Source organism: Vibrio sp. 2033 (genome assembly GCF_033339735.1).
The window spans coordinates 1-17,395 of sequence record NZ_JAWOVC010000016.1 but is presented as its reverse complement, the minus strand read 5'-3'; the positions used below and the strand labels follow the sequence as shown (position 1 = coordinate 17,395).

Here is a 17,395-nt window from a genome sequence, read left to right as displayed (position 1 = left end):
AATATTTGGATATATTCAACGTTTTAGGTTTTTTTTACTTGTCCTGATAACGTATTCTCCTAGGTTTTTTGGGTATAAAAAAACCCGAGCATAAACTCGGGTTTTGATTGGTATTCAGAAAGGCGTGTTAGCAAATCACTTTGATTGCTAGACCACCTTGAGATGTTTCGCGGTATTTCGCGTTCATGTCTTTACCTGTTTCTAGCATGGTTTCGATAACCTTATCTAGAGAAACAGTTGGAGCTGAAGAGCGACGTAGTGCCATGCGAGTAGAGTTGATTGCTTTTACTGCCGCAATACCGTTACGCTCAATACATGGAACCTGAACCTGACCTGCAACTGGGTCACACGTTAGACCTAAGTTGTGCTCCATCGCGATTTCTGCTGCCATACATACTTGCTCTGGGCTACCACCCATAAGCTCAGCAAGGCCTGCTGCTGCCATAGAACATGCCACGCCAACTTCACCCTGACAGCCAACCTCTGCACCAGAGATAGACGCGTTACGCTTGTAAAGACCTCCGATTGCGCCAGAAGCTGCAAAGTAACGGATGTAATCTTTTTCAGTCACAGTTTGGATGAACTTATCGTAGTAAGCCAGTACCGCAGGGATGATGCCACACGCACCGTTAGTTGGTGCTGTGACAACGCGGCCACCTGCTGCGTTCTCTTCGTTTACTGCGAAAGCAAACATGTTTACCCAATCAACAACAGACATTGGGTCGTTTGTCGTCTTTTCTGAAGTAAGTAGCTGCTGGCGAAGTGCTGCTGCACGACGAGGCACGCGTAGTGGACCAGGCAAAATACCTTCTTCATTCATACCGCGATCCATACACTCGCGCATTGTGCGCCAGATGTTAGCGAAATAAGTACGAGTTTCTTCATCTGAATGAAGCGCATGCTCATTCTTCATGGTTAGTGCGCTGATGGACAATCCACTTTCGTGGCATTGGTTAACCAGTTCCTCTGCCGTTGTAAACGGGTAAGGTACTTTTACTGGGTTCTCAGCTTCTTTACCGAAATTTTCTTCATCAACGATGAAACCACCGCCGATAGAGTAGTAAGTTTTTGAGTACGCTTTTTCGTCATCAATCCAAGCGTGGATCTGCATGCCGTTTTCGTGTAGCTCTAGGTTTGTTTTGTGGAAGTTCATTCCACCTTCACGTGGGAACGATACTGTGTGACAGTGCATGCCAACAGGAAGGCGTTCAGTTTCTTCTACACGAGCGATAAAGCCCGGGATAGAATCGATATCAACTTTCTCAGGAGTGTTGCCTGCAAGACCCATGATGATAGCAATATCTGTGTGGTGACCTTTCCCTGTCAGTGATAGTGATCCATAAACGTCAACGGTGATTTTAGTGATGTCGCGCAGTTTTCCCATTGCACGAAGATCATCAATAAACTCTTTACCCGCTTTCATTGGGCCTACAGTGTGTGAGCTTGAAGGTCCAACACCGATTTTATAGATATCAAAAACACTAATCATATCGATTACCTCAGAAGAAAGCCTCCCAAGGGGAGTTGGGAGGCTTAATTTTATCGTTATATTTTTGGATTAATCATACTGCACTGGGCAGAGATGATTAAAGAGCGCCGTAGATTACAGAACTAATTGCAGCAAGACCACAGATTGCTGTGAAAATTTGCACAGGTGCTGAAGTTTTGTACTTAGCCATCGCAGGAACTTTTTGCATTGCGAAGATTGGCATCAAGAATAGGATTGCCGCAATCATCGGTGCACCCATTGTTTCAATCATACCTAGGATGCTTGGGTTAACAATAGCAACGATCCAAGTTGTGATTACAATGAAGATTAGAGACATCTTCTCGATCTTGCTTACTGGTGATTTTGAACGAGATTTCACTAGACCAACTAGACCTTCGTGCGCACCTAAGAAGTGGCCAAAGTAGCTAGAGGTGATCGCTGCGAAAGCAACCAATGGACCCATGTAAGAGATCAGTGGAGATTCATGCACGTTTGCTAAGTAAGAAAGAACAGAGATGTTTTGCTCTTGCGCTGTTGCTAGTTGCTCTGGAGACAGAGAAAGTACAACAGAGAAAACGAAGAACATAACAAAGCCCATCAGCATCATTGCTGCGCCACCAGTGATAGCGTCAGTTTTCTTAACTGCGTCATCACCATATACACGACGTTGCTCTTTAGAGAACTGAGAAATGATTGGGCTGTGGTTGAAAGAGAACACAATAACAGGGATTGCTAGCCAAACGATAGCTGGCATTGCACCCCAGTCAGGTGACACTTCCATCATTGAAGTGTTCCAACCAGGAATTAGGTATACAGACAGTGCTAGTAGGATGAACACGAGAGGGTAAACCATTGCTGAAGTTGCTTTCAGCATAAGCTCTTTACCGAATACTACGCCTGCTGTCATTGCAGCAATAAGTGCACCAGAAAGTAGCCAGCGAGGAATAGATTCCATGCCCATTTGGTTAACTAGGAAAGAGTCAACTGTGTTTGTGATACCAACACCGTAGATAAGTACGATTGGGTAGATAGCGAAGAAGTAAGCGAACGTAATAAGGTTTGCGCCAGTCTTACCAAAGTGCTCTTCTACTGTGTCGGTGATGTCCGCTTCAGGGTTTTTCGCAGAAAGAACGAAACGAGCTAAAGATTTGTGTGCGAACCAAGTCATTGGTGCTGCGATTAGGGCTAGGATTACTAATGGCCAAAAGCCACCTGCACCTGCTTTAATAGGAAGGAACAGTACACCTGCACCTACTGCCGTACCAAAAAGGGACAGACACCAGGTAAAGTCTTTGTAAGAAAACTTACTAGACGATTGTGCGGTAGAAACCGCAGAAGTAGTTGTATTCATTTTTTAGTTACTCATTTTGGGAACAGGAAATAAGTCGGGAGTAATTTTGCAAGATTTTACACTAGGAAAATTAGATCTAAATCATTTATTGCTTACGCTTATTGAATGATATGTCAAAAACCTGCTTTTTATCACGAAAATGATGTGCTACTCGTGATTTCTGCTAATGAGTAAAATTAGAAAAACTTATCAATAGGGCTGTTTGTATAAATTTATTTCACCGCAAGCGTTTGCGGTGAAAATGGAAAATTAATCTAATGTGAATGAATGTTTATGAAGCAACGTTTTATTAATATTGATGCGCATAATGATCGCGCCTATAAAAGCACCGATATCAACAACTGTTTAATGTGAAATAATATGTTTTTGCATTGATTCGATAATTTGTGCCGTCATGCCCCAGATGAAATGCTGTCTATATGGGATAGCAAATACACGATGACTGCTTCTTTTTAGGTCAAATTTGGTGCTATACAATTTTTTGGGGTTCAGAATATGGTTGGCAGGAACCTCAAAAACTGACTCTACTTCATTTGGGTCAATATGCGTTTTATATTCCGGAGAAACAAAAGCCAAAAAAGGTGTCACATTAAATTGACTAATCGTTGGTAGTGTAGGCAGTTGACCAAACACATGAATATGCTCATCTTCTATCCCAACTTCTTCTTTGGTTTCCCTTAAAGCGGTATTCACGAGCTGAATATCTTCCTGCTCATATTTGCCACCGGGAAAGCTGATTTGTCCCGGATGATGGCGTAAGTGGGCTGCACGCTTAGTCAGAATGACTTGTAACCCGTCATCGCGTTCCACAAAACCGATTAAGACTGCCGCATCTCTCAGGGACTTTTCTTTCATCCATTTTAGTCGTGCAAGGGACTCTTTGTGGTAGCCCGTTGGAAGCCGAAATTGAAAGTTCTGTAGTAAATGAGTTTTGTCGATAACCAAACTGAGTCCTTATTTATCGTGCCTAACCATTATTTATTATACTCAAAGACGGCAAAGCGTATGGCGTTATCGTTACTGGTTGCCAAATAAAGCATTCACATTAAAACACTCGCCAGCACTTTCCCTCTTTGTGTTGTGTGTCTCACTCTGCTTGAACATATTAATTTGAAACTTATAAGGTTATACACCATTCTTTATTTTAGGACGTCACTATAGGGCAAGTATTGGCCAATGAAAGGGATTATTTTCACCGAGTTCATGGAGTTAGTAGAAGAGAAATTCGGTCTTGATGTGTTAGACCAAGTTCTCGACCTTTCTAACGATGAAGGTGTTTACACCGCTGTTGGTAGTTACGATCACAAAGACTTGGTTAAGTTGATCGTGAATCTCAGTAAAGTATCTGGTGTTCCCCCCGAGCAACTGCAAGAAGTGTTTGGAGAGTGCGTCTTTTTGAATTTACTTCGCTCCATTCCTAGTCACGCCAGTTTGCAACAGTGTGAAACGACGTTTCAATTTGTTCGCCATGTTGAAGACTTTATTCATGTCGAAGTTAAGAAGCTCTATCCTGATGCTAACCCTCCGCAATTTGATTTCATTAGTGAAAACCAATCCCAATTGGTATTTGACTACCACAGCGCAAGATGTATGTCTCACGTATGCTTAGGATTGATAAAAGGCTGTGCTGCGCATTTTGGTGAGGTAGTTCATATCAAACATCAAAACCAGTCAGAGGATGGCAGCAAAGTACGTTTTTGGTTAGAGGCTCAATAAGAACGATATGACGGGAAGTTCCTCATTAGAAAGGAAACTCAAACGAGAAGTTGCATCAAGAAAAGCAGCTGAGCAGCTGTTGGAACAGAAAAGCTTAGAGTTATATGAATCCAACCAGCAACTCAGTGTTGCATTGAAAAAGCTGGAGCTGAAATCTAAAAAGGATCTTCGTAAGTTTGAGTTTGAAGAGCAAATTGATGCCACGTTGATTAAGTTCGGTCGTACTTTTTTATCGAGCACGTTCGATGAAGCAATGATAGCGAGCTTTATTGAGCAGCTCACTTCTAACTCGATCATTTCTGCGGCTTACTTGTTTCTTGACGCTACAAAGCTGAGCTCATTGCGTCGTCATCACTTTGGTCACTTACAGCTTCGTCATAACAACGAGATTTTAACCTCTCCTAATTGGCAGGGAGAGAATTTGCATTTGCCAGTTATCATTGATGGGGAAACGGTTGGGGAGTTGATTTTCTCTGTGTTGCAAGATCAAATCGATCAGTCTTTTATTTCCAAACAGATGGAGCTCGTGTCTGACTTAGTTCATGGTGTTATTGGTCGACACTTAAGTTTAGAGCGAGAGGTCGAGCTGAGAAAGCGGGCTGAGGAATCAGAAAAAGCGACGAAGGAGTTTGTCGCCATGATTAACCATGAGCTGCGAACTCCTCTCAATGGCGTATTGGGTAGTGCGGAGTTATTGAGTCGAACCCAATTAGAAGAAGAGCAGCGTCAATACTTGAGCAATCTGACTCAATCAGGGGACTTATTGAGAGTTATCATTAATGATCTTCTTGATTTCAGTAAGATGAATGCCGGTATGATGGAAATCATACATAAAGTCTTTGCCTGGGAGGAACTTGAAAAAGCCATCATGGGTGTATTTGCAGCTAAGGCTGCGGAAAAACGTATCCATTTCTCTATCGACAAAAAGCTGGGGATCCCGGAATTTTTAGTCGGTGACTTAGAGCGCATTACACAAATTTTGGTTAACTTGGTGGGAAACGCGATTAAGTTTACTCACTTGGGTGGCGTCGTGTTACGGGTGGAATGGCTTAACGGCACGGCTTATTTTGAGGTTGAAGACACTGGTATTGGCATCCCAATAAAAGCACAGCCGTCACTATTTGATCCATTTGTCCAAGTTGATCGCTCGGCGAAACGCAGCTTTGAAGGCTCAGGTTTAGGTCTCGCGATTTGTAAAAACCTTGTGGATTTGATGCAAGGTCAAATTAGCTTTGAAAGTGAAGAGCGCAAAGGGACAACTTTTAAAGTTGCTATTCCTCTTGAGGAAGGGCAAGCACAAGGTACAGCAGAGGGGGAATTGGTCACCATAGAGCGAAGCGATTTAGCAGGACGCTCAATATTAGTGGTTGATGACATCAGAATGAATCAAGTCATTGTTACTCAAATGCTGAAAAAACTCGACATCACACCTGATTTAAAAGCCAACGGCAAAGAAGCATTAGAAGCGGTGAAAAGTAAAGACTACGAACTGATATTCATGGACTGCCGAATGCCAGAAATGGATGGCTATGAGGCGACGATGTATCTGAGAGAGCGTGGCTTTACTCATCCTATTATTGCATTAACCGCTGGCACTACCATCGAAGAGCGTCAAAAGTGTATTGATTCAGGCATGGACGACATCCTCACTAAGCCGTACACCGCAACCGATATTGAACAGATTATGTGTAAGTGGCTTGAGCAGTAGACGCTGCCTTTTAAAAAAGAATTTTTGTTGGCCAACGGCTAAAAGCTAAAGTACATGCAAATAAAGCACACAAAAAACGCACCACGCTGGATAATGCCGATCATTTAACGATGTTTTTTGGGTCATTCTAGCGAGCCTTGGCGATACTGAGAATCTAGTAGCAGCACGATGAGCGGGTAATGAAACAAATTTGACCACAAAGTGCTTGAATAGAAGAACCTGTATCACGCTCTTTCGTCGCTGTGCAGGGTGATGAGATACAGAAATATGCCACTCGCTGTTAAACGAGCGGCATTGTCCGCTTTTGAAACCTACGATTGCAGCGCTGGCAAAATCTTTGAAAGCTTGTCCAACGTTTCTTGATACTCAGAGGCGCAATCGCTATCTGCCACGACGCCGCCGCCAGCCCAAGCGTAAAGTTTGTTTTGTTCCGCTACAAGAGTTCGGATAGTAATGCTGGTGTCCATACGACCATGGCGTGAAATGTAGCCAATACTGCCGCAATACGCGCTGCGTCGATGCGGCTCCAGTTCTTCAATGATCTGCATTGCGCGAACTTTAGGTGCGCCCGTAATTGAACCGCCTGGAAAACACGCTCGCAGCAAATCCGCAGGAGCGTATTGTTCATCCAAATTTGCACGAATGGTGCTCACCAAATGATGCACGGCAGGGAAGCTTTCAATATCGAACAGCTTTGGAACGTGAACGCTACCCGGTGATGCAACTCGACCAATATCATTACGCAGCAAATCGACAATCATCAGGTTTTCTGCCTGATCTTTTTCCGCTGTCTGCAAGTCATGGGCATTAGCGTTATCTTTCGTTGGATCTTCGCTGCGTGGGCGAGTACCTTTGATTGGTTTTGTTTCAATGACGCGATCTTTGAGCTCTAAAAAGCGCTCTGGAGAGATACTCAAAATCGAAGACTCAGGCATACGGATAAACGCTGAGAATGGCGCTTGGTTGGCGGACTCCAATTTCAGATACGCTTGCCACTCACTGCCTTGATACGGTGCGTTAAAGCGCTGCGCCAAATTGATCTGATAACAGTCACCGCTCAACAAGTATTCTTGCACCTGGTCAAAGCGAGTAGCGTAGCTCTCTTTCGTCATGTTTGACTGCCAATCACCAGACAGAGCGAAGTCTACGCTTTGCTCTGCTTCTTGCTCGTCTAACCATTGCCAAGCTTGCTCGATATTCTGACCGACTAGGCAGGCTTTTTTAAGCTTGTGGTCAACAACGACGGCCCATTCATACAGACCTACCGCCATATCCGGCGCGTTGAGGTCCTTTTCGGCCAGTTCTGGCATCGTTTCTACGCGTCGACCTAAATCGTAACTGAAGTAACCGAGCGCTCCGCCGACAAAAGGCAAATCCAATTCTTTATTTAACTCAACGTGAGGAAGCCACTGTTCCTGCAACTGATGAAGCAGCGCGAATGGGTCATCTTGAGTTGAATAGGCATTCGATGGTGTTTCAACTTGTGTGCTTTCGGCAGTGGTTTCTAACGTTGCAATTGGGTTGGCAACCAACACATCGAAGCGACTATCGATATGCGTTTCTGATGCAGAACGCAGCAACATCGCCCAAGGCTGGTGTTGAATGCGAGAAAAGAGGTGAAGAGCAAACTCTGGTGCGTATTCCAGCGTTTTAAAATCAATGAATTGATTGTCCATGTTGTTCATTTGTGTAATTTGTGACAAAGAGATCGTTCACTGCATGGCATGTCATGGGCAGCAAGAGTATCATATTCCTCTGTATAGCCAAACTCCCTCTATTCATAGGGTTTTGAGATGGTTTACAAGTAGGCGACTTCAGCGTTTCGTGTGTCGATATCAGCCGTTCGACAATTGTTTATAAAAAAACGAAGCTCAAAAGAGCAATAAGCTCAACAAACACGATTGAAGCCAAGCCAATAATGGAAGCATAACTATAACGAGGCATGTAATGACGGTAATACGCAAGCAGGATGTGATCAGCAGTGTCGCTGATGCGCTACAGTATATTTCTTACTACCACCCGCTAGACTTTGTTCAAGCTCTTGAAAAAGCCTACCACCGCGAAGAGAGCCAAGCCGCTAAAGACGCGATGGCTCAGATCCTAATTAACTCCCGAATGTCCGCAGAAGGTCACCGACCAATTTGTCAGGATACTGGTATCGTGACGTGTTTCGTCAACATCGGTATGGGCGTGCAATGGGACTCAACCGACATGACGGTTCAGCAGATGGTAGATGAAGGTGTTCGACAAGCGTATACGAACCCAGACAACCCGTTGCGTGCGTCAGTACTTATGGACCCTGCTGGTAAACGTATTAATACCAAAGACAACACGCCTGCCGTCGTACATATCAACATGGTTCCGGGCGATAAAGTTGAAATTCAGATCGCTGCGAAGGGCGGCGGTAGCGAAAACAAAACTAAGATGGTGATGCTAAACCCATCTGACGATATTGCTGAGTGGGTAGAAAAAACGCTACCAACAATGGGGGCGGGCTGGTGTCCTCCTGGCATGCTTGGTATTGGTATCGGCGGTACGGCTGAAAAAGCAGCGGTATTGGCAAAAGAATCTCTAATGGAACACATCGATATTCAAGAGCTTATTGACCGTGGCCCACAAAACGCAGAAGAAGAGCTTCGTTTGGATATCTTTAATCGCGTGAACAAACTTGGTATCGGCGCGCAAGGCCTCGGCGGTTTGACGACTGTTGTCGACGTCAAAATCAAAACGGCGCCAACGCACGCGGCTTCTAAGCCTGTTTGTTTGATCCCGAACTGTGCGGCGACTCGTCATGTACACTTCACACTTGATGGCAGCGGCCCAGCAGAGCTAACACCACCTAAACTAGAAGATTGGCCAGATATCACTTGGGAAGCGGGCGAAAATACGCGTCGCGTAAACTTAGACACAATTACTAAAGAAGAAGTACAAGAGTGGAAGACAGGCGAAACGGTTCTTCTATCAGGTAAAATTCTGACTGGTCGTGATGCTGCGCATAAACGTATTCAAGGCATGCTAGATAATGGCGAAGGTCTACCTGAAGGCGTAGATCTAAACGGCAAGTTCATTTACTACGTAGGCCCTGTCGATGCAGTTGGTGATGAAGTCGTTGGTCCTGCTGGCCCAACAACATCAACGCGTATGGATAAATTCACCGACATGATGCTAGAAAAGACCGGCATCATGGGCATGATCGGTAAAGCTGAGCGTGGCCCTGCAACGGTTGAATCTATCAAGAATCACAAAGCGGTTTACCTAATGGCTGTCGGTGGCGCTGCGTACTTGGTGGCGAAAGCGATCAAGAAAGCTCGCGTTGTCGCATTTGAAGATTTAGGTATGGAAGCGATTTACGAATTTGAAGTTGAAGATATGCCAGTAACAGTGGCCGTCGACTCAAATGGTGTTAACGCGCACCAAATTGGTCCAGACACTTGGAAAGTGAAAATTCAAGAGATGGAAGCATAAGGCAAAGGGCAATCTTGCTGCGTCTCAGTAGAGAGAATGTGACAAGGTGCTGATTTACCTAGCAAACAATTGACAAAAGTGCAGCGAAACCTGCACTTTTTGTCTATATAATTAAGGATATAAACCTTTAGGCATAGCAATCAAACGTTATGCGAACAATAATTAGGAGACGGCATGCCTCGTTTTATTCAGATTCTACAAATTATTCTTGCTGTAGTGATAGGTGGCTTTGTTGGCTATGACTTGATTCTTCACGGTATCAGCATCTTTGATGAAAAGTACGTGACCATCACATGTGTGTTGTGGCTGATTTTAGAAATCGCTCTATTTGTTATCTATAAGTTGATCGAAGACGACTAGGCTTAAAGAAAGCGGGTTCCTGTTTAACATAGTAATCAGCGCATATAGAGTTACTAATGCTGTAAATTAAGTAAGCCTCTGAACCACTCAGGGGCTTTTCTTTTTTTAATACAGCATCAAGCCGGATGTTTTGTTCATCTTTTATTAAGGTATATAAAGTTAAACTCATAGAATTCGGGATAGAACAGTATTCGTAGCTCGAAATTCGAAGTCGCTGACAACGTTGTTTTAAAGTGGAGTAAGATAAAGAAGCGTAATGAAGAGAATAAAGAAAGAAGTTAATGACTTTATCAACAGAGGTATGGACTCTAATGTTCGAATTGCTGTCACCGGACTTTCTCGTGCCGGTAAGACGGCATTCATCACGTCATTAGTGAATCAGCTTCTTCATACTGCAACCCATGACAATTTGCCTCTTTTGACTGCGGCTAGAGATAAGCGCCTTATTGGGGCGAAACGTGAGCCTCAATCGAATATGATGGTGCCACGCTTTGCTTACGATGAGGCGATGAGCCAAATTCATGCGACTCCACCTCAGTGGCCAGTACCGACACGTGATGTGAGTGAGATTCGCTTAGCGCTCAAGTACAAACCAAATAAAACCACGAAAAAGCTGTTGAGTAAAACCGCAATTTTAAATGTTGATATTATCGACTATCCAGGAGAGTGGTTGCTCGACCTGCCTTTATTGGACATGGACTTTGCAACGTGGTCGCAAACTCAGTTTGATGCACTTAAAGGCCAGCGTGGCGATTTAGCCAAAGCTTGGCTTTCTGAACTGGAGAAAGTGGATCTCTTTACAGAAGTGAATGAGAAACTACTTGAGAAAGTTGCACACACATACACAGAGTACCTTCATTCTTGTAAAGACTCTGGCCTTCATTGGGTTCAGCCTGGCCGCTTTGTATTACCTGGTGAGCTAGCAGGCGCGCCGGTGCTACAGTTTTTTCCGTGTCGTGCTGATTCGGAAAGCAAAGCGCCCAAGGGCAGTAACTTAGCGATGCTAGAAGCCCGTTTTCAGGAATACCAACAAAAAGTAGTGAAAGCGTTTTATAAGCATCATTTTGCGACCTTCGATCGCCAGATTGTACTGGTGGATTGTTTGCAGCCTCTCAATGCTGGTGATGAAGCGTTTTACGACATGCGCCAAGCGCTAGAACAGATCATGCATAGCTTCCGTTATGGTCGTAGTAGCTTTTTGCGTCGTTTGTTCTCACCAAAAATCGACAAAGTGTTGTTTGCTGCTACAAAAGCGGATCATATCACGCCCGATCAGCACCCAAATTTGGTGTCTCTGCTCCAACAAATGGTGCATCCAGCATGGCAAACGGCAGCCTACGAGAATATTGAGATGAGCTGCATGAGTATCGCTTCCATCCAAGCAACCACGACGGGGTTTATTTCCTCTGGAGATAAGACCATCCCGGCGTTACAAGGAACAACATTGGGTGGTGAGCCGATGACTATGTTTCCCGGAGAGGTGCCGAAAAAGCTACCAAATGCAGCTTATTGGCAAAACAACGGGTTTGATTTTACGTCGTTTCGTCCGATGCCCTCACCGAATGATGAGCCAGTGAAGCACATACGCTTAGACAAAGCACTGGATTACCTGATTGGAGATAAATTGAAATGAGTGAGTTGAAGCAAAAACAAGTTTTCTCTGAAAAGGTAATGGAAAAAGATCAGCAATCGAATCAACCGGAGTTGACGGCGCAGCAAACATTCGGCGAAAAAGAAACATTTGTACCTGTTGAAGTTAAAGAAGCGCACCAGGAGACCGAACAGGAATTGCAACTCGAGCATGTCATTCGTCCAAAATCGGGCAGAAAATGGCTCGCGACTGGCGCATTTGCAACTTTTGCTGGTTTGGTTGGCTGGCAAGCGGTGGACTCGGTTATAACCGCAATTCAGGCTTCTGATTGGCTAGCCTTAAGCTGGACGGGGTTTATTGCTGCGATCGCTTCGCTTGGTTTAGGAGCTATGGGTAAAGAGCTTTGGAAACTGCGAAAACTACGAAATCATTTTAGTGTTCAAGAAGAAGCAGAAGCACTTGTTAATAGTGAGAGCGTTGGGAAAGGGAAAGCCTTTTGCGAAACCGTAGCAGAACAAAGTGGTGTGATGGCAGAGAATCCGGGCTTTGATCGTTGGCAGAACAGTATTAACCCTGCTCATAGTGACGCTGAAATTCTTGATATGTATGACTCGATGGTGGTGAGCCAACAAGACAAGTTGGCAACGAAAATCGTATCACAGCACGCAACCGAGTGTGCGGCCCTAGTCGCCGTGAGCCCTCTGGCTGCCGCTGATATGTTGCTGGTGGCTTGGCGAAATTTCAAAATGATCGACAACCTCTCCAAGGTATATGGGGTAGAGCTAGGTTATGCCTCTCGCATCAAGTTACTAAGAGCGGTATTTGTCAATATGGCGGCGGCTGGTGCCAGTGAGCTCGCTATTGATGCCAGTATGGATTTGATGTCGATGGATCTTGCTGGCAAAGTTTCTGCTCGTGCGGGGCAGGGACTAGGTGTTGGTATTCTAACGGCACGTTTGGGCTTGAAAGCGATGACCTTATTGCGTCCACTACCCTGGTATCCTGACCGTCAGGTTAAGTTGGGCACCATACGCAAGGCAGTGGCGGCGAAAGTTGCATCAATTACGATGAAACCGTAACGAATATCAACTTTGATGGATAGGATTGCTTGACGCCATTCCAAGCATGATAGAAACTACTGTCAACTTTTCCTGACAGTTGTGAATTGGGATATTTTAAGTGCGTCTTGAAGTCTTATGTGAAGATCGACTCGGCTTGACCCGAGAACTGCTCGATATTTTAGCGTCTAAAAGCATCGACTTGCGTGGTATCGAAATCGATATTAGCGGTATTATCTATTTGAATTGCCCGGATATTGATTTTGATACGTTTAGTGAGCTGATGGCTGAAATCCGCCGTATTCCGGGGGTGAAAGACGTACGTAAAATCCAGTTTATGCCGATGGAGCGCCACAATACGGAGCTGCTCTCGTTAGTTGATAACTTGCCCGATCCGGTTTTTGCCATTGATCTTAAAGGTGCCGTAGACATGGCAAACATGTCTGCACTTTCATTGCTTGGCCTTCACAAGCAAGAAGTGATTGGTACTCAAATCGGTGCTTTGTTACCAAGTGTTCGTTTCTCTCGTTGGTCTGAAGGTGTTAATGGTCGAACGCGGGAAAACCTTGTGATTGATGGCTTGGACTATGTTCTAGAGTTGATGCCCGTTTATATCCGAGACGAAGCGCAAAACTCGACTCTAGCGAGTACTCTAATGACGATTCGCTCTAGTCAGCAAGTTGCCAGAATTGAAGAAGCACTACCGCTGCATAATCCTCTGGGTTTTGAGCACTTTGTTGGTATATCGAACCGTCATAAAGCACTAATGAACCAAGCTAAGAAGCTGTCTGTGCTTGACCAACCATTGTTGATTGAGGGCGAAACGGGGACCGGTAAAGAAATGCTTGCTAAAGCTTGCCACAGTCGTTCTAGCCGTGCGAGCAAGCCATTCCTAGTTTTGAGTTGTGCTTCGATGCCTGACGATGTAGCAGAAACCGAACTTTTTGGTCATGCGCCGGGTTCATTTAATCATGAACAAGGCCACAAAGGCATCTTTGAGCAAGCAAATGGCGGGACGGTATTTCTTGATGAAATCGGTGAAATGAGTTCGCACCTTCAAATCAAGCTGTTACGTTTTCTACAAGATGGTAATTTCCGTCGTGTCGGTGCAGAAGATGAGATGCATGTCGATGTTCGTATCATCGCTTCAACAAAACATAACCTTGCCGAGCTTTCTGAAGCAGGAATGTTCCGTGAAGATTTGTATTATCGCCTCAACGTACTTACGCTCAGCATTCCTCCGTTACGTAAGCGCTCAAACGACGTTGCACCATTGCTTGAGTTGTTTGTGGCGAAACATGCTCAACAGCTTGGGATTGATAAGCCAGAGTTTGATGATGGTCTAGTTGATGCCCTTGCAAATTATCAGTGGCCAGGAAACATGCGCCAGCTGGATAACATGGTTCTTCGAGCGCTCACGGAAATGGATGGTGGTATACTAAACGCGGATCACTTCAATTTACCTCAGCCTCAGTCAGTCGGCGCTGGTAGTACAACGCTTAACATCGACGGTTCATTGGATGAGATCATGCGTGATTATGAATCTCAAGTTCTGGAACGTTTGTATCAGTCATTCCCATCAAGCCGCAAGCTTGCTAAGCGCTTAAATGTATCGCATACCTCAATCGCTAATAAACTGCGTGATTACGGTATACGTAAGAATTAATCGAATTGAACGAAAAGACGGAATTAATCATTTGTAATGGAAGATAACAGCTCATCTATCGCCGTTCATAAGTTGGACGGTGACTTGCTTCTTCGTACCGCTGAAATCGGTGACGCAGATATGATTGCCGACTATTTTCAAGCGAACCGAGAATACCTGAAACCGTTTGAACCGAAACGTGAAGAGGCTTTTTTCTCAGTTAACGGTTGGTTGCAAAAGCTTATCAAGCTCAATGAGCTGCATCGAATGGGATTGGGGTATTATTGCCTTTTAGTCAGAGCCTCTTCGGGTGAAATGCTAGGTACGATATCCTTTAGTAGTTTGAGTCGTTTTCCTTTTTATTCTTGTAACGTCGGATATTCTCTCGCTGAAAAAGCGCAAGGGCATGGTTATATGCGTCGTGGATTAACCATGGCTTGCGACTACATGTTTAACGTTCAGAAACTGCATCGTATTCAAGCTGGCTACATGCCTCACAATAAACGCAGTGAAGCTGTGCTAGAGCATGTAGGTTTCAACCGAGAAGGGTATGCAAAAGATTACCTTTTGATTAATGGTGAGTGGCAAGACCACGTTCTAACGTCGCTTATTAATCCGAATTGGCAGCCAGAAGGGCGATAGTATGGAACGATTGGAAAAGCAGTTAGCACTTGTAATCGAGCTCGATAAACTCAAAAGCATTTTGCGCCGAACTCGAGTTAAAAGTGCTGAAGGGCGCCTCGAAAATAGTGGTGAGCATAGTTGGCATGTCGCACTGATGGCAATATTGATGGAAGAGCATGCGAATGCACCTGTTGATATTTGCCGAGTGATGAAAATGTTATTGATACATGACGTAGTAGAGATCGACGCGGGCGATACCTTTGTTTATGATACTGCTGCGTCTCAAGAGCAAGCAAAAAAAGAAATTAGAGCCGCAGAGCGCTTGTTTGGTATGTTACCCAGCGATCAGGAGCAAGAGCTATTGGCGCTTTGGCATGAATTTGAAGCCGCGCAGACCGATGATGCTAAGTATGCAAAAGCACTCGATCGGTTAATTCCAATGCTCTTGAACTACCATAATAATGGTCAGAGTTGGAAGGAACATGGTGTCTCAAGCGAACAAGCACTTACCATTAATAAACGAATTGAATTTGGCTCTGTTACCTTATGGGACAAAGCGAAAGAGTTGATTGAAGAAGCCACAGAGAAAGGTTGGCTGAAATCGTAATAAAGGAGACTGAATGTCTTATTTGCCTTTGGACGAATACCAAAGAAAATGGATTTTTACGCATCAGTCGATGCCTGTGCCAGAAGAAGATTTGGCTTTTATTAAGCCGATGAGCCAAGCCCGCTCAGCACAATTTTGGAAAGAAAATATCAGTGCTCAAAGCCCTGATATGGATAGACTAAGTTCCCAAGACTGGCCAATGAACGAGGCGAATTGGTCTGAAACTGTGGATTGGATGGCTGCGTGGGAGTCGGATGATCCTGACATGCCAGCGGAAGCTGAGGCACATATCGATTGGCAAGACGATGTAACCGTTTACTTTTGCTACGAGAAGTACAATGTCATCGAAACGAAATGGTCTATTTTTAAAAAGCACTGGAAGAACTTTCTCTTTTATGACGATGGTCCGATACTAATAGGACGTCGCCGTTCGCAAGCACTTTGGTTTGATTCAAAAGGCAATGTGAAACTCGGTGTTCGTCAATAACGAGTTATAAAGCAAAGCCACCTTTCGAGGTGGCTTTGTTTTTCTAAAGGCTGGATAATGGACTCAACACGCCACCAGCCCCGCGCTCGATAACGTGAGTATAGATTTGCGTGGTTTTTACATCAGTATGCCCTAATTGTTCCTGAACAGTTCTAATGTCTGCGCCAGATTCCAATAAGTGCGTGGCAAAACTGTGTCTTAGTGTGTGGCAAGTTACAGTTTTCTCAATGCTTGCGTCGCTTGCCGCGCGCTTTACTGCTCTTTGTATTGCGCTTTCATTGATATGATGCCTTCTCAATTCACCAGTGTCTCGATCTGCGCTTAACTTTGTTGATGGAAACAAAAAGTGCCAGTTAAAATCTAGCTCCGCTTTTGGGTATTTACGTCGTAAACCTTCAGAGATGTATACGCCCGCATAACCAGGCATGTGCCTATCTTTAAAGTAATAGTTTCTTGCTAAATTAACTTGAGCTTTGAGTGGTTCATGCAGTTCTTTGGCTAATGTGACTGTACGATTTTTACCTCCTTTTCCTTGCCACACGCGAACTGCACCATAATCATAATCGATATCTTGAACTCTTAAGCGTAAACATTCCATAACTCGAAGCCCGGAGCCGTAAAGCAGCTGAATATGGAGTCTATACCTCGGGTCGATATGCTGAACGAATCTTCGGATCTCCTCCCTGGTTAACACAACGGGAAGTTTCTTTTCGGTCAAGGATTTCTGAAATCTCATATCAAGTGATAGTGGGGTTTTGAAATAATCACGATATAAAAATGATATTGAGTTCAGCGCCAAAGCTTGCGTTTTTACCGCAACTTTTTCTTCTACCGCTAAGTAACTCAGAAATTGAATGACATCATCTTCTGCTAGTGTTGATGGGTGAGCAAGCTGGTGAAAAGTGATAAAGCGTTTTATCCAAAATAGATAACTTTCGATAGTTTTATTCGCATAATGACGAGTAAGCATGTGCTCTTTTACACTAAGTAAAAACTGACTTTTCATGATAAATTAACCTGTTTATTTATACAGCTCCCTTGATGTATCACCACTTTTGAAATTAGCGTGCTGTGCGCCGCCTAATTGCGCGCGCTACCACACATATTCATACTGTTTTTCTATTTGTTTCATATATATAAGTGCTACGATTGATAGCGCTTTTGATAAGAAAGAAGGCGGTAGCCTGCCAGAAAAACGGCAAATCGCCGTATAGAAAGCGTTAGTCGCCAGAAAAAGCTAGTAATCAAAATCATGTTTCTGAGCTCAAAATTTGGCAGCTGTTTGTTTGGTTCA

Annotated in this window: 15 protein-coding genes; 10 read left to right on the top strand and 5 right to left on the bottom strand. The window is 44.3% G+C overall.

Features of this window, described 5'->3' with window-relative positions:
- Positions 1–127 precede the first annotated feature (127 nt).
- The 3 genes from R7P74_RS18320 to R7P74_RS18310 all read right to left on the bottom strand — a co-directional run bounded on the left by R7P74_RS18320 (position 128) and on the right by R7P74_RS18310 (position 3,785).
- Complete coding sequence (locus R7P74_RS18320; protein WP_005376899.1) at positions 128–1,489, bottom strand: L-serine ammonia-lyase; 1,362 nt, start codon at positions 1,487–1,489, stop codon at positions 128–130.
- 97 nt (positions 1,490–1,586) lie between these two features.
- Positions 1,587–2,840, bottom strand: coding sequence for an aromatic amino acid transport family protein (locus tag R7P74_RS18315; protein WP_005388284.1), 1,254 nt, complete (start codon positions 2,838–2,840; stop codon positions 1,587–1,589).
- Between the two features lie 345 nt (positions 2,841–3,185).
- Positions 3,186–3,785 (bottom strand): CoA pyrophosphatase, encoded by a 600-nt coding sequence (locus tag R7P74_RS18310; RefSeq protein ID WP_005376901.1) that lies wholly within the window; start codon positions 3,783–3,785, stop codon positions 3,186–3,188.
- A 231-nt stretch (positions 3,786–4,016) separates the two neighbouring features.
- Between R7P74_RS18310 and R7P74_RS18305 the strand changes: the two genes are divergently transcribed.
- Complete coding sequence (locus R7P74_RS18305) at positions 4,017–4,556, top strand: heme NO-binding domain-containing protein (protein ID WP_005388282.1); 540 nt, start codon at positions 4,017–4,019, stop codon at positions 4,554–4,556.
- Between the two features lie 7 nt (positions 4,557–4,563).
- Positions 4,564–6,264, top strand: a complete 1,701-nt coding sequence (locus tag R7P74_RS18300) for an ATP-binding protein (RefSeq protein WP_005388280.1) — start codon at positions 4,564–4,566, stop codon at positions 6,262–6,264.
- 311 nt (positions 6,265–6,575) lie between these two features.
- On the opposite strand, the gene pabB is transcribed toward R7P74_RS18300, so the two are convergent.
- Positions 6,576–7,940, bottom strand: a complete 1,365-nt coding sequence (gene pabB / locus R7P74_RS18295; protein WP_225474040.1) for an aminodeoxychorismate synthase component 1 — start codon at positions 7,938–7,940, stop codon at positions 6,576–6,578.
- Between the two features lie 271 nt (positions 7,941–8,211).
- On the opposite strand from pabB, the gene R7P74_RS18290 reads away from it, so the two are divergent.
- From R7P74_RS18290 to R7P74_RS18255, 8 genes are all read left to right on the top strand, one after another.
- Positions 8,212–9,729 (top strand): fumarate hydratase, encoded by a 1,518-nt coding sequence (locus tag R7P74_RS18290; RefSeq protein WP_005396913.1) that lies wholly within the window; start codon positions 8,212–8,214, stop codon positions 9,727–9,729.
- A 174-nt stretch (positions 9,730–9,903) separates the two neighbouring features.
- Complete coding sequence (locus R7P74_RS18285) at positions 9,904–10,089, top strand: hypothetical protein (protein WP_005376906.1); 186 nt, start codon at positions 9,904–9,906, stop codon at positions 10,087–10,089.
- Between the two features lie 256 nt (positions 10,090–10,345).
- Complete coding sequence (locus tag R7P74_RS18280; RefSeq protein WP_047103200.1) at positions 10,346–11,722, top strand: YcjX family protein; 1,377 nt, start codon at positions 10,346–10,348, stop codon at positions 11,720–11,722.
- Positions 11,719–12,759, top strand: a complete 1,041-nt coding sequence (locus tag R7P74_RS18275) for a YcjF family protein (protein ID WP_017636096.1) — start codon at positions 11,719–11,721, stop codon at positions 12,757–12,759. The genes R7P74_RS18280 and R7P74_RS18275 overlap by 4 nt, the downstream gene beginning before the upstream one ends.
- Before the next feature lie 100 nt (positions 12,760–12,859).
- Positions 12,860–14,404, top strand: a complete 1,545-nt coding sequence (gene tyrR / locus R7P74_RS18270) for a transcriptional regulator TyrR (RefSeq protein ID WP_005388272.1) — start codon at positions 12,860–12,862, stop codon at positions 14,402–14,404.
- Between the two features lie 36 nt (positions 14,405–14,440).
- Positions 14,441–15,025, top strand: coding sequence for a ribosomal protein S5-alanine N-acetyltransferase (gene rimJ, locus R7P74_RS18265; protein ID WP_225474039.1), 585 nt, complete (start codon positions 14,441–14,443; stop codon positions 15,023–15,025).
- A gap of 1 nt (position 15,026) precedes the next feature.
- Positions 15,027–15,614, top strand: a complete 588-nt coding sequence (locus tag R7P74_RS18260) for an HD domain-containing protein (RefSeq protein ID WP_318123023.1) — start codon at positions 15,027–15,029, stop codon at positions 15,612–15,614.
- A 13-nt stretch (positions 15,615–15,627) separates the two neighbouring features.
- Positions 15,628–16,101 carry a DUF2947 domain-containing protein gene (locus R7P74_RS18255; protein WP_017636094.1) on the top strand — a complete coding sequence of 158 codons (474 nt, stop codon included), beginning with the start codon at positions 15,628–15,630 and terminating at the stop codon, positions 16,099–16,101.
- Between the two features lie 43 nt (positions 16,102–16,144).
- Here the strand turns inward: R7P74_RS18255 and R7P74_RS18250 are convergent, their stop codons facing one another.
- Positions 16,145–17,107, bottom strand: coding sequence for an integron integrase (locus tag R7P74_RS18250; RefSeq protein ID WP_017636093.1), 963 nt, complete (start codon positions 17,105–17,107; stop codon positions 16,145–16,147).
- Positions 17,108–17,395: the final 288 nt, after the last annotated feature.

Excerpts from the sequence above, each read along its gene's own strand:
- R7P74_RS18290 (WP_005396913.1), top strand. The coding sequence starts at position 8,212 with ATGACGGTAATACGCAAGCAGGATGTGATCAGCAGTGTCGCTGATGCG.
- R7P74_RS18250 (WP_017636093.1), bottom strand. The coding sequence starts at position 17,107 with ATGAAAAGTCAGTTTTTACTTAGTGTAAAAGAGCACATGCTTACTCGT.
- rimJ (WP_225474039.1), top strand. The coding sequence starts at position 14,441 with ATGGAAGATAACAGCTCATCTATCGCCGTTCATAAGTTGGACGGTGAC.
- R7P74_RS18315 (WP_005388284.1), bottom strand. The coding sequence starts at position 2,840 with ATGAATACAACTACTTCTGCGGTTTCTACCGCACAATCGTCTAGTAAG.
- R7P74_RS18305 (WP_005388282.1), top strand. The coding sequence starts at position 4,017 with ATGAAAGGGATTATTTTCACCGAGTTCATGGAGTTAGTAGAAGAGAAA.
- R7P74_RS18260 (WP_318123023.1), top strand. The coding sequence starts at position 15,027 with ATGGAACGATTGGAAAAGCAGTTAGCACTTGTAATCGAGCTCGATAAA.
- R7P74_RS18300 (WP_005388280.1), top strand. The coding sequence starts at position 4,564 with ATGACGGGAAGTTCCTCATTAGAAAGGAAACTCAAACGAGAAGTTGCA.
- R7P74_RS18255 (WP_017636094.1), top strand. The coding sequence starts at position 15,628 with ATGTCTTATTTGCCTTTGGACGAATACCAAAGAAAATGGATTTTTACG.
- R7P74_RS18320 (WP_005376899.1), bottom strand. The coding sequence starts at position 1,489 with ATGATTAGTGTTTTTGATATCTATAAAATCGGTGTTGGACCTTCAAGC.
- R7P74_RS18275 (WP_017636096.1), top strand. The coding sequence starts at position 11,719 with ATGAGTGAGTTGAAGCAAAAACAAGTTTTCTCTGAAAAGGTAATGGAA.
- R7P74_RS18285 (WP_005376906.1), top strand. The coding sequence starts at position 9,904 with ATGCCTCGTTTTATTCAGATTCTACAAATTATTCTTGCTGTAGTGATA.
- pabB (WP_225474040.1), bottom strand. The coding sequence starts at position 7,940 with ATGGACAATCAATTCATTGATTTTAAAACGCTGGAATACGCACCAGAG.
- R7P74_RS18280 (WP_047103200.1), top strand. The coding sequence starts at position 10,346 with ATGAAGAGAATAAAGAAAGAAGTTAATGACTTTATCAACAGAGGTATG.